Source organism: Akkermansia sp. N21169 (assembly GCF_029854675.1).
Lineage (GTDB): Bacteria > Verrucomicrobiota > Verrucomicrobiia > Verrucomicrobiales > Akkermansiaceae > Akkermansia.
The window spans coordinates 41,073-54,568 of record NZ_JARWNC010000036.1 but is presented as its reverse complement, the minus strand read 5'-3'; the positions used below and the strand labels follow the sequence as shown (position 1 = coordinate 54,568).

The 13,496-nt window shown below is 52.6% G+C and carries 10 protein-coding genes; 6 read left to right on the top strand and 4 right to left on the bottom strand.

The window, feature by feature from the left end; translation table 11 throughout:
* Positions 1-18: 18 nt before the first annotated feature.
* Entirely contained in the window at positions 19-3,225 is a 3,207-nt protein-coding gene (locus QET40_RS05640; RefSeq protein ID WP_280126196.1) for a hypothetical protein, read from the bottom strand.
* A 78-nt stretch (positions 3,226-3,303) separates the two neighbouring features.
* Positions 3,304-3,912 (bottom strand): DUF2062 domain-containing protein, encoded by a 609-nt coding sequence (locus QET40_RS05635; protein WP_280126195.1) that lies wholly within the window; start codon positions 3,910-3,912, stop codon positions 3,304-3,306.
* A 141-nt stretch (positions 3,913-4,053) separates the two neighbouring features.
* Here QET40_RS05635 and QET40_RS05630 point away from each other — a divergent pair, with 141 nt between their 5' ends.
* Positions 4,054-4,782, top strand: a complete 729-nt coding sequence (locus QET40_RS05630) for a TlyA family RNA methyltransferase (RefSeq protein ID WP_280126194.1) — start codon at positions 4,054-4,056, stop codon at positions 4,780-4,782.
* Positions 4,783-4,961: 179 nt separating this feature from the next.
* On the opposite strand, the gene QET40_RS05625 is transcribed toward QET40_RS05630, so the two are convergent.
* Both QET40_RS05625 and dnaA read right to left on the bottom strand, forming a co-directional pair.
* Positions 4,962-5,744 (bottom strand): enoyl-ACP reductase, encoded by a 783-nt coding sequence (locus QET40_RS05625; protein ID WP_280126193.1) that lies wholly within the window; start codon positions 5,742-5,744, stop codon positions 4,962-4,964.
* A 102-nt stretch (positions 5,745-5,846) separates the two neighbouring features.
* Positions 5,847-7,412, bottom strand: a complete 1,566-nt coding sequence (dnaA, locus tag QET40_RS05620) for a chromosomal replication initiator protein DnaA (protein WP_280126192.1) — start codon at positions 7,410-7,412, stop codon at positions 5,847-5,849.
* A 604-nt stretch (positions 7,413-8,016) separates the two neighbouring features.
* Between dnaA and QET40_RS05615 the strand changes: the two genes are divergently transcribed.
* The 5 genes from QET40_RS05615 to QET40_RS05595 form a co-directional block, all read left to right on the top strand.
* On the top strand, positions 8,017-9,000 hold the full coding sequence (locus QET40_RS05615) for a MoxR family ATPase (RefSeq protein ID WP_280126191.1): 984 nt from the start codon (positions 8,017-8,019) through the stop codon (positions 8,998-9,000).
* Positions 9,001-9,107: 107 nt separating this feature from the next.
* Positions 9,108-9,998, top strand: coding sequence for a DUF58 domain-containing protein (locus QET40_RS05610; RefSeq protein WP_280126190.1), 891 nt, complete (start codon positions 9,108-9,110; stop codon positions 9,996-9,998).
* Between the two features lie 15 nt (positions 9,999-10,013).
* A complete protein-coding gene (locus QET40_RS05605) occupies positions 10,014-10,583 on the top strand; it encodes a hypothetical protein (protein ID WP_280126189.1) in 570 nt (189 codons plus the stop codon).
* Between the two features lie 5 nt (positions 10,584-10,588).
* Positions 10,589-11,578: a VWA domain-containing protein gene (locus QET40_RS05600; RefSeq protein ID WP_280126188.1), complete on the top strand. Its 990-nt coding sequence runs from the start codon at positions 10,589-10,591 to the stop codon at positions 11,576-11,578.
* 13 nt (positions 11,579-11,591) lie between these two features.
* Positions 11,592-13,496, top strand: a 1,905-nt coding sequence (locus QET40_RS05595) for a VWA domain-containing protein (protein WP_280126187.1), incomplete at its 3' end; no start/stop codon positions are given.

Sequence of the window (13,496 nt, the reverse complement as noted above, 5' to 3'; positions counted from 1 at the left end):
TCTTTACCTGGAAAAACATCACTTCTTCTTCACCGATCCCTTGTTTTCGGCAGGCGGTGCCGATACTCCGCCGGAAAACGGAGCCGGAGTCCATTCCACATTCGACAGAGGCCCCGTTCCGCGCACTCGGAACAATCCGCCGGCAATCATAAACAAGGGAGAGGTCACCAGGCCGGGGAGGCCTCGTAAACTGACACGCAAATCCGCATTCACATAGAGATCCGACAAACGTATCCATCCCCCTCCCGTCAGCCCCATATTGCTTCCTTGCGCCTGAAAACTCTTCCCATTTTCGCTGGCAGTCTTGATGTATCCGTTCTCAATTACGAAATCGCACCTGGCAGTTGTGATATTGTAATTAATCAAATGCTTGACTCCGGGAACAACCGAACCGATCACCTTGCCCAATGTGCCGAAAAGAGGAATTTCAACAAGGTTCCCCTGGGACAGGGTCGCCATCCCTTCTCCCTTAAGGCTGTTAACATTCCCTCCCTGGGATCGGAAATTGACATCTCCGTTGACATAGGCGGGAGACATTTTTTCGTCATAGGATTGTCCAATACTCTTCAAATCCAGGTTTTTCACGGAAACGACGCCATTCAGGTCATCCCTTTCGTCAATCCGCGCATCGATCTTCGCCGTAAAAGAACCGCCCCAAATCGTACCGGAAAGGTTGCTTACCTTCACCCATGCGGGATCGATGTTCAATGTTCCCTTGCCATTGCGCATTTCGAGCGTCGTCCCCAAAAGAGGATAAGTCACCAAACCGGAGTACGCGTTGAAGGTGATCCTCCCCTGCATGAGGCGCATGTCATCCCCCATCGGGAACACACCTCTACCCTGCAACTGGACGGGACTGTAGAATTTGAAAGTAGAAAGAACCTTCGTTGCCGAATCGGAAAACATCCTGATCGTGTAATCAGGATACACCCTGCCATTGATGCCGACAACTTCCACAGTATCCTTCAAAAAATCGAATTTCACCGTATCGGCCTTAACCGTACTTTTCGCAGTTCCTCCACGGATGTTCCGGCTATCGAGAAATCCTCGGTTGTCACAGACCAGTACGGGATTTGTGAGTACGACGGAACCGGGAACAACATGGGCTTTCGCGGAGGCGGATGTCAGCAACACTTTTTTGTACTCAACGTTGGCAGCGGACAAGATGGCATCCAGATCGTACTGGTTTTCCGGATCCGTCAGGTTGACGTTCGCCTGGAACGAGAGATCCATGTTCGTATCCTTATTGAATCGGAAGCGTTGGATAAAGAAGTCATCATCATCCAAACCGAGAATTTTATCCCACACGTCGAGCGTAATGGTATTGCGCCCCATCAAGAACATGTCTCCCCCAAGATTGCCTCGGCCAAACAATTCCAAACTCGTTCCCGTTGAACGGGTCAGGCGGCAATCCTTCACGACAAGGTCGCCGTTTTCGAATTTGAAGGCAAGGTTCAATTTGGAGAACGGAACTTGGTTCCAGGAAAACTCGCTAGCCTCCAAATCGACATTCAACAAGTGAATGCCTCCATAGGTCAACTCATTGAAATCCAGGCTTCCCCTAGCGGAAAGACGGGCACTCTGGGGTAGTTGAAGCTGCTTCGGAAAAGAGGCCCTGCCTTTCAGCAATTGTTCCAGCACCTTGGGAGGAAACGAACTCGTTGCTGAAAAATAAACTTCCTTGCCCATAATGACTCCTTTCAGAGCCATCCCATGCCCATCACGCTCCAATGCACATCTATTGATGACAAAGCGATCATCCTTGTATTGTGCATCCATGACGATAGAGCCCATATCCACATCCATCACGGCAAAATCCTTCAAGTTCAATTTCACCTCGGCATTCCGAAAGACGGGCTCCCCCGTCCAGCCTTGGGGGAAATCCGCCGTACCGCGCAGGACGAGATCAGGATCTCCCCGCAGCGTCAATTCCTTCGGCATCTCAAACTTACTATCGCCAAATGAACGGACAAGGTGCACGAGAGCTCCAACCCCCAAGGTACTGCGGACATCGAATTTGAGTTCTCCGCCTTTGCCCATCACCTGTCCACGCAAAGAATCCTGTTTGTGAATCACGGAAAAATCCGATATGTAAAAATCACCGTTATTATAGCTGAAATCCGTCGAAAATCGGTCATAGGCATCTTCTCCGATTAAAAAGCGGGGAACCGATGCACTGCCAACAACTTTGATACTTTCCAGATCATTCCATGCCTCGTTGAAACGCAATTCCGATGCGACATGAAATGATGGAGAACTCTTCAGTTCCAATCCATAGGGGAGATGAACAGGAGAATTGGAAAATGCCAGGACCCACTTCAACACCGGAATGGAACTCTTGACATAAACCTGCACGGCACGCGAGGCCAGATCCGCCCGGGAAGATAACTCGAATGTCCCGTTTCCCAGGCGTTCACGGCACGACAACTTCTTCAACCACACGAGTCCTCCCGCATATTCCACAGACATGGTCAAATCCCGTACCTGCAGACTGTCATAGGAAACGGAAGGTACATCCAAATCTACCGCAGCCCGGATACCACCCCCTCTTTGCCTGTCATCAGACACCGTTATCCTCCACATGGGAGGATGATCTTTCGTCCAGTGTACCTTCTTCATTTGTTCCAGGACATCCTGAAGCACTTTGCCGGCGTCCATGCTCCCCGTACTGCTCCCGCCGGGAAAAAACAAGGAGGACAAATCACCGTCTTCCGGTAAAACAACCCGTCCATTCAGCACAAATCCCATTCCCTGGACCTTCCCCCGCACATTCTGGATATCCATCATGGAGGCTCCGGACGGAAACGAACACACCCCCGACTCAACGCCGGCGTCCAGATAAACACCCTGCATCATCTTGCTGAAATCCACCGGCACCTTGGCCGAAACATGCCCTATCTCAATCCTTCTCAACGTTACGATTCCATCCCACAAATCGGAAGAATCCAGATCGATTCTCACATTTCCGATACTTCCCAGCGGTTTGCCTTCCGGTAAAAATCCAGGGAAAACCTCAATATCCGAGGCCTTAACTGTCACACCGGACCACAAACTCACCTTCAAAGAACCAATGTGAACCTTGACCCCCTGCTTCTGGATTTCCTCTTCAACAAAATTCACCAGAGGACGGGGCACCCCCCAGACGGATATCCAGACAACCATCCCGCCACACGCCAATATCAGAAGAATCATCAGCGCTGGGATCAATCCGCGGATCCATCTCATGAGGGCAAAACGAAACATGGGGGAAACTCCAATAAATGACGAAGGGGATTATAAGGGATCTTGCCGGAATTGCACCATTTAATTCTCTTTTCCCGAAACATCATCGGCATGAAGACGGCTTTTCCACCAGTCAACCAAAGACCAGATCCCATATGTAAGGCCGTAACACAAGACTCCCAGCAAAGAACACGACAAGATCACACCCAAGGAAAATTCCACTCCGAACATCCAATAATTCACCCCATCCAAAGGTGCTAGGAAAAAGTTATCGGCAATACCGGTTACCACTTCTTTCAGCATGGAGATACTCGCTCCGGAACCGTCAAAGCCCAAAACCCTCAAAATCCACCAGCCAAGCCACCACTGGAGAGGTACGGCCACAACAATGAATCCGGGAGGAGACAACCAAGCCATAAAAACGGCGACAGGAATATTGCCTTTCTTCCACAAACATGCGGCAATTCCCCAAAAGGACTGCATCGGAACGGGAGCAATCGCACTCGCTGCCCCCCAGCCGGCTCCGACTGCCACGCTATGTTTGCGCCACAGCCAGTACCTTTCGTCAAAAATCTCCGAGGAGAGACACCGCCCCATCCATGTATTTTTCCGCTTTTCCGATTTGAGGTACTTTTTCACCTTGAACCGGAGTGTTCTGTAACGACGCTCCATGCAGGAGCAAGCAAACACGTTCGTACACCGTCCACGCAATCAAATTAACGTTCGTTGACACAAAAACGCCGTCATCCTCCCTAGTCGCCTTCCTGAGGGGAGCTTTTCCTTGCAGTCGACCACCATTCCATGGATACATAGTGGCACACACTCCTCCCCATGCCCAAAGAACGTCTTGATGTCCTCCTCGTAACACGCGGCCTTGTCGAATCCCGCCAACTGGCCCAGCGCCTGATCCTGGCCGGTGAAATCAAAGTCAACGGACATCCCGCAGGTAAACCGGGCGTCAAAGTAAATGAAGACGCTGAACTGGAAGTCAAAAACAAACCTCGCTACGTCAGCCGCGGTGGCTTAAAGCTCGAAGGCGCCCTGAAGGCATTTCCCGTATCGTCGGAAGGAAAAGTGTGCCTCGACATCGGTTCTTCCACTGGCGGATTTACCGATTGCCTCCTCCAGCACGGAGCTATCCGGGTACATGCCATTGACGTGGGTACCAATCAACTCGTCTGGAAATTGAGAAACGACCCCCGCGTCATCGTCAAAGAACAGTTCAATGCCCGCTACATGACCCCGGACGACATCGGCGAGGAAATCGACTTAATCGTCTCCGATGTATCATTCATTTCCCTGACGAAGATACTTCCGGCAGCCTTCCCCCTGCTACGCGAAGGAGGAGACGCCCTTGTTCTCATCAAACCTCAATTCGAACTCCAGCCTGAGGACATCGGCCATGGAGGCATTGTCCGAGGTCCCTTGCTTCACCGCAAGGCCGTCGACTCCATCCGCACATTCGTCACGGAAACACTGGGGCGCCAGTGGATGGGATGCGAAGATTCCCCCATCACCGGGACAGACGGCAACAGGGAGTTCCTGGCTTGGCTCAAATAAATTTCACAGCACTCCGTCGCTGTTGCCAAGTATCCAATTGATCTTCCCGGGGCCAAAAGAAAAGCGCCCCGCCTTGATGGACGGAACGCTTTTCCTGGTCAGTCTCTCTTACCGGGCAAGAAAATCTTGCCGATTCGAGAAGCAACCCATTAAAACGGAAAACTGATTTCCCGGAAATTTTACATTCCCATATCACTGTAGCCGCCATCGACATAGATGACCTGGCCGGTAATCGAGGCAGCGCCATCGCTGGCAAGGAACACGCCCGTTGCACCGAGTTCTTCACCGGAGCAGGAACGCCCCAGAGGTGCGCGGTCTTCGTACACTTTGAACATGGTCGAGAACCCGGAAACGCCCCGAGCAGCCAGCGTCTGGACAGGACCGGCACTAATGCAGTTGACGCGAATCTTGCGGGAACGCCCCAAATCATAGGCGAGGTAGCGCATCGAACATTCAAGGGCAGCCTTGGAGACGCCCATCAGGTTGTAGTTCGGTACCACTTTGACAGCACCCAGATAGGTCATGGCAAGGATGCTGCCGCCGTCCGACATCATGGGTTCTACGGCACGAGCCAAGGCAATCAGGGAATAGGCGGAAATATCCAGAGAGATTTTAAAATCTTCGCGACGGGTTTCCACAAAACTGCCACCGAGGGCTTCCTTGGGGGCAAAAGCCACAGAATGCAGCAGGCAGTCCACTTTGGGCGTTATCTTCTGCACTTCTGCAAAAAAACCGGCGATGGATTCATCGCTGCTGACGTCACACTCAATTACGGGAGTATCTTCACCGAAGGTTTCCTGGATGAGTTTGATCACTCCATCCTTCAGACGTTCTCCCTGATAGTTGAAAATAAGCTTGGCTCCGGCATCATGCCATGCCTTTGCGATATGGAATGCGATGCTGCGCTTGTTCGCCACACCCACGACAATGCCGACTTTGCCTTCAAGTAATTTGCTGGACATAACTGATTCCTTATTGCCTGATTTCCTCCGGCTTTTCCAGCTAAATTTTTTACAGGAGTCCACGGAAGGACTCCATAAATATGCAAAAAAAGGACACTGGCATCACCGCAGTTCCTCATCAAACCGGGCAATCAGATCCTTCAGGGAACTATCTGTTTTCATCTTGGCCTCAATCGTTTTATTGGCGTGGATAACGGTACCGTGGTCACGCCCGCCGAAGGCTTCGCCAATATCCTGCAGAGAAACATTCGTCAGACGGCGGCTCAGATACATGGCAATCTGCCGGGGAAAGGCAATGCTGGCAGGACGGCGGCGACTCGCCATATCGGAGAGCCGGATATCGAAGTATTCCGACACGCGACGCTGAATGGCATCAATCGTGACCTGTTTGGCATTTTCCTCACGGAGAATGTCGCGCAGGAGACTTTCCACACGGGCAATATCGGGGGTATCCCCCGACAGTGAAGCAAAAGTAGCCACGCGCATCAGCCCCCCTTCGAGGCGGCGTACATTCTTACGGATGCGCTCCGCCAAAAACAAGAGGATAGAGTCGCTCACTTTCACATTCCACTGCTTCCTCTTCTGCTGAAGAATCGCCAGGCGGGTTTCCAGATTGGGGGACTGGACTTCCACAGTCAGACCCGACTCAAAACGGGATGAGAGGCGGGGTTCCAAATTGGAAATTTCACTGGCCGGTCTATCGGAACTGAGCACAATCTGCTTGTGACCGTTGAACAGAGAATTGAATGTATGGAAAAATTCCTCCTGGGTACGTTCCTTGCCTCCCAAAAATTGGACATCATCCAGTAGCAGGATGTCCACCTTGCGGTATTTCTTGCGGAATTTACTCAGATCGTTCGTCCGGATAGAATCAATGAATTCGTTGACAAACTGCTCGCAGGAAAGGTAGAGGACGACCGATTCGGGACGGCGGTTGACAATTTCATTCCCGATGGCCTGCATAAGGTGGGTTTTCCCCAGCCCGGAACCACCGTGGATAAAAAGGGGATTGTATTGGCACATTGGAGACGCCGCCACGGCAATTCCGACGGCGTGAGCAAACTGGTTATTAGCACCAACCACAAAATTCTCGAAACTGTAGTTCGGATTAAGGTTCGTTACCCCCCTGGCCTTGCGTCCCGTTTTACCGGAGACGGACAGTACCGCTGCTGGGCGAGCGTCTCCCGCTGCCTTCAGGGCATTGTCTCCCCAACCTTCCTTAAGTTTTTCATCATGGGAAGAAGAATCATTCCCTTCCTCCCCCAAAAGGCGAAATGTCAGGGAGCGGGATCCTTCCAAAACCGTCAGGGCGGCTTCCTGGATCAAATGGGCATAATTCGTTTCCACCCATGCCAGGCAAATATCGTCATCGGCAGCTATAACCAGATGCGTTCCGGAATCTTCTACGAGAACCAGCCGGGTAAACCAGCGCTCAAAAGTGTCCTTATTCACCTTGGCGTGGATGAGACCGGTGATTTTGGACCAAAGAGCGGTATTCTGTTCCTGGGGAATCTGCATGTTCGTAGAAGTCTGTTTCGTCGTGTTCGGTAAGAGCCGGGAGAGGGATGCCTGGACATGCCCGCCTCCCTGCCGGGAGAGCCGGATCAGGTCGGGGCGTTTCCGCCTCGGGAGCCACACAATACCCAGACAACCGGAGTGCGTGAACATATTTTTTCCCCCCTGCCAGGTGTCAATTCTGTCGCATCAAGTTCCATGGGGGTTCCACGGAGAAAAAAATTTTTTGCTTGCCTTCGGGATTACTTAAGAAAGATTGATATTCATTTTCCAAAATTTCTAATTTCCTATTTATTATTAATGGATTACGGATTCATAAAATTTTCATTCAAGGATAATTTATACCTAACTAATCGCGATTCAAAGAATTACGGCGGAGCCCGTTTCCTGGGAAATGGAGAGGCTGGAAAAGAACAAAAAAATCCTCTTTTCGATCATTTTTTCTCGGCAGGCAAACTCTTGTTACCCCAGTGTCAACGAACTGTGACAAAAACAGGGATAAGTGACCGGAAATGGAAGGAAGCGCAACGTCATACATCTCTCTCCGAACCCCACGATATAGAGCTCCTCAACCGACCGAAATACACATATCCCAAAAGACTCCGAAAGCCAGTCGTCTCCGATAGATCACACTTTCTTTCAACAGAATCCGACGAGGCACTGTCTCACACCGCAAAGGACGATTAGATATCATACTTGAAATAATTGCCCGGACGCGCAGAATCATTGCCAACATTGAGACAACATTCCCGGAGATATGAATACCCAACAATTCAACGAAGCCATCGCCATGCACTCCGCATGGATTTCCCCCTTGCGGGCTGAAATTGGCAAAGTCGTAATCGGACAGACAGAACTTGTCGATCGACTTATTCTAAGCCTCTTGTGCAAGGGCCACATCCTTTTGGAAGGTGTCCCGGGTCTTGCCAAGACATTATCAGTCAAAGCCCTTTCCGGAGCATTGGATGCAGCATTCGCCCGTATTCAGTTTACGCCGGATCTTCTTCCCGCCGACCTTCTCGGCACGATGGTCTACAACCCGGAAGAACGGGTTTTTACCGCGAAAAAAGGGCCCATTTTCGCCAATCTCATCCTTGCGGACGAAATTAACCGCGCCCCGGCCAAAGTTCAGTCCGCCCTGCTGGAAGCCATGCAGGAGCGCCAGGTAACGCTGGGGGAAACCACCTATGCCCTGCCCGATCCCTTCCTCGTGATGGCTACCCAGAACCCAATCGACCAGGAAGGCACCTACCAGCTTCCGGAAGCCCAGCTGGACCGTTTCCTCTTCAAAGTCGTCGTCTCCTATCCCGACCGCGAAGAAGAACTCCGCGTATTGGACCTGATGTCCACATCGACACCGCCGCCCAGCACGACCCCCGTTTCCACTCCGCAGCAAATCGCCGACAGCCGTGACCTCGTCAACCAGATCTACATCGACGATGCTGTAAGAGGATACATTGTCGATCTCGTCCGTGCTACGAGAAATCCCGAACGCGTCGACATCACCCTCAGCGGCTTGATCCGTGCCGGGGCATCCCCGCGAGCCACTATCAATATCGCCCTGGCTTCGCGCGCGCTCGCCTTTATGCATCACCGTTCCTTCGTCACGCCGCAGGATATCAAAGACCTGGCCCACGACATCCTGCGCCACCGCATCCTGCTCTCCTATGAAGCAGAAGCGGAAAATGTCACCACGGATGATGTCATCGACCGCATCATGTCCAAAGTGCCAGTGCCGTAAACAGCGTATCCGAGGGGACACATCCCAAGCGTCCGCCTCGTCTCCGGCCTTGCCGAAATACAATAGGCACTTATCGGTCACGAACTCCTAACAATCTTACAATCAATATGGACAAAGCAGCGGAAATCCTCAAACGCGTTCACCGCATCGAATTGCGAGCCAGGCGACTGGCTGCGGAAAACTTTGCCGGACAATATCAGTCCGGTTTCCGGGGCCAGGGATTGGACTTCGACGACTTCCGGGAATACCTCGCCGGAGACGATCCCCGCTTTATCGACTGGAAAGTCACGGCACGCATGGGATCCCCGTTTGTCCGCCGCTTCAAGGAAGAGCGAGAACAAGCTCTCATCCTGGCAATTGATACGAGTGCATCCATGAGGTACGCCTCCGCCGGAGCATCTTACTCCAAGCTGGAATACGCGGCGGAAATCGCCGCTGTCCTGGCCTTCAGCGCCGCTCAGAGCGGAGACAAGTGCGGTCTCCTGCTCTTCGGACGCGGCGACCTCTTCTATGTCCCCCCCGCCAAGGGAGTCAAACAGACGCTCCGCATCGTCCGGGAAATCATCAGCTCTCCCGCAGGACAGGAGGACGAATCTCTTTCCGACGTTGCCAACACCCTGCTCCGCACTCAGAAAAAAACGGCTATGGTCGTCATGATCAGCGACTTTCTGATGGAGCCCAATCGTCCGGCTCTGGGAAAACTAGCCTTCAAGCACGAACTCATACCCATCCGGGTTTACGACCCTCGCGAACTTGTCCTGCCGGATGCCGGACGAATCATTGCCCGTGACCCGGAAAGCGGAGAACTCATGTCTCTCAACCTGTCCCGTCCGGATTTGAGAGCTGCCCACGAACACGCCGTATCACTCCAACGCGATGCATGGGTCAAAGATTTCCACCGCCTTGGTCTGGACTATCTGGACCTGAATAACAGGAACCAATTCCTCAGCCCCCTCAAAGCCCTCTTCGGACGTCGTGCCCGTAAATTTGCCCACTGATCATCTTCTGCAGCCATGATTCCACCGCCACCACAGCTTGATCCGTCCACATCTCCCGATGCCTATCTGCACACGGCTCTTTTAGCCTGGTGGCATTGGATGATTATCATTGTCGGCATCGCCCTCCTCATCCTGCTGGGCTTATGGATCGCCAAAAAACTGATCAAGCCGGTTCCGCCGCCGACACCGGCGCAGATTGCCCTGCAACACATCGATGCGGTGCTGGCCTCCGGCAAAGACCTCCGCCAGTGCGCCACGGAGCTATCCCTCATTCTAAGAACCTACCTCACCGGCACCTCGGAAGATCCCACCCTGTTCGAAACCCACCAGGAATTCAGCATGCGGGCCGATGCCCTGATGAATCTCCCCGTCCAGGAACAGATCCCCGTCCGCAACCTGCTCCAGCGCATGGTACAACTCAAATACGAACCAAACACGGCCGACGACGCCTCCGTTGCCTCCGAACTGGCCCGGGAAACCAAAGACATCATCGAGCGGCTCGAATACCTCTCACAACTCAAGGGCAATGAGGACGCCCCCCTTTCACGGGACACCTCGTCACCCAAGCTCAGCTTCACCAAATGACAGGCATGTTTGACAATCTTCAATTTGCTCATTCCGCATGGCTTTACGTCCTGCCTTTCCTCCTCCTGCTGGTGCTTCTCCGCAGGAAACGCGGGGCGGAAGGTTCCATCGACCACCCCACCATGCGCTTCATCGCCACCTTGTCCCGCAATCCGGAATCCCTCGCCGGACGCATTGGAGCCATCCTCCTTGTCCTGGCTACAGCCTCCCTGGCTATCGCTCTGGCACGTCCACAAATCATTGATGAAAAATCGCACAAGATCGTCAACGGCGTCGATATCATGATAGCCTTCGACCTTTCCGGCTCCATGACTACGCTGGACATGATGCTTCAGGGAAGGCGTGCCGACCGTCTCGCCGCAGCTAAATACGTCATTTGCAACTTTATCGACAAACGCCCCGACGACCGTATCGGTGTCATCGGTTTCGCCGGTAAAACCAAATCCTTCTGTCCGTTGACCCTGGACCACGCCCTGCCCATTTCCATCATCCAGCGCTTCACCGACAAATCAATTTCCGCAGACGGTACCGCCATCGGCTCGGCTATTGCCGCTGCTGCCACCCGCTTGGAAGACCGAAAGGACACCAAGTCCAAAATCATCATTCTCATCACCGACGGAGCCTCCAATTCCGGCCAAATCTCCCCGATCGAAGCGGCCACTGCCGCCGCCAAGCTGGGTATCAAGGTCTACACGATCGCCGTCGGTACGGAAAGCGGCCGCCTCGGAGGTTCCTTCCAAATCGCGGGAGACAACTTTGACGAACCCACTCTGCGCAAAATAGCGGAAATTACCGGTGGAGAACACTTCCGGGCTACGGATACCAACAAACTCCTGCTCGCTTTCTCCTCCATCGACCAATTGGAAAAAAACGAAGCCAAACTTTACGTCATCCGCAAGGAACAGGAACTCTTCATGTATTTCCTGGCCGCCAGTGCCATCCTCGCCGCTCTGGGGCTCTCCCTGCAGATCCTGAGACCCACCCCTGCACCGTAATTCTCCCAAGTTTATGTCATTCCTTTACCCCCATGTTCTCTATGCGTTGATTCTCCCGGCACTCCTTCTGATTGCCTCCGGCCTCCTCATGCGCCGCCGTTCCCGCAAATGGGAGGAGCTCGTCTCCAGAGACCATGTCCAGGAACTCGTCGTCCGCCCCTCCGTCTGGAAAAGGCTGCTTACTCTTACTTTCGGTCTACTCGCCCTCTGCCTCCTCATTCTGGCATTGGCCCGGCCCTATTCAGGAACAAGAGAAGTCCCCACCATACACAAAGGCCATAATATCATGCTTGCCATCGACGTCTCGCGCTCCATGCTCACCCGAGACGTCACCCCTTCCCGCTTGGAAAGAGCCAAAACTGCCGCTTTCGATTTGCTCGACGCCTTGCCGGAAGACAACTTCGGCCTTATCATCTTCTCCGGAGAAGCACATCTCCTCATTCCCCTGACCCACGACCATAGCGCTGTCCGGGAAGCCATCGAACAACTTGAATTCGGCTGGATTTCCTACGGCGGAACCAACATGAAAAACGTCCTCCAGCTTGCCCTTAATACCTTCAAGCGAGACAAAGGAGAATCCACAAACGCCCTCGTCATCCTCAGCGACGGTGAAGATACCGTCAACCTTGACTACAACACTGCCCTCGACGCTCGGGAATCCAAACTCATCGTCATCGCGGCAGGTATCGGCACCGTCAACGGAGACGCCATCCCCGACTCATCTAATCCTGATGGGTTATACCGCGATGCCCGAGGACAGCATGTCATCTCCAAACTCGTTCCGGAATCACTCGAAACCCTGGCTCGTGAAACCGGAGGACAATACATCCACCTTGGAGCAGGCACCAACCTCTCGGCTCTCGTTAAAGACGTTTCACGTAAACTGGATGAGCAGGAAAACAGAGACGAAGTCCACACAATTCCAAACGACAAATATTACCTCTTCGCCATACCTTCCCTCCTATGCTTCATTCTCTGCCTCCTGGCCGGAACCAAATGGAGAAAATGGAGGGTTGCCACCCGCAACTCTGCAGCAACCCTGCCCTGCCTGCTTATCATGGCAGGATTCGGACTGACTACCGTCCATGCAGCCGAACTGGCCCCCGGAGTACGGGAATCTCTGAAACAGGGAAAATACGATGAAGCAGTCAAACTGTTGGACACCTATGGGACATCCTCCAACATGACACCGGAAGATCAAGCCCGCCTCGCCTTCGCTCGCGGGTATGCCCTGCTCAAAAAAGGCAAGGATGCCGAAGCCACTCAGTCGTTTTCACAAGCGCTTCTTTCCGAAGACGAAGCTCTTCAATCTGCGGCTCATTATAACATAGGAAACACGGTAGCTGAACGGGCATTCCATTTACTCGCTCCTCCCCAGCCTGATCAAAACAAGGACATTGAAGAAGTATCCTCGAACCAAGCAGCTACCCCACAGAGGCCAGGCAAAGAACAGATCGAAGAAGCACAAAAATTAATCCAGGAAGCCATCGAACATTATGATGATGCTCTCAAACTTAATCCTTCTCTCAAAACTGCCGTTAACAATAAAAAAAAGCTGACCGAATATCTGGAGCAACTTAAGCAACAACAGCAGGATCAGAACAAGGACCAGAATCAGGACCAGAACAAGGACCAGAACAAGGACCAGAACAAGGACCAGAACAAGGACCAGAACAAGGACCAGAACAAGGACCAGAACAAGGACCAGAACAAGGACCAGAACAAGGACCAGAATCAGGATCAGAACAAGGACCAGAACAAGGACCAGAACAAGGACCAGAACAAGGATCAGAACAAGGATCAGAACAAGGATCAGAACAAGGATCAGAACAAGGATCAGAACAAGGATCAGAACAAGGATCAGAACAAGGATCAGAACAAGGATCAGAACAAGGATCAGAACAAGGATCAGAACAAG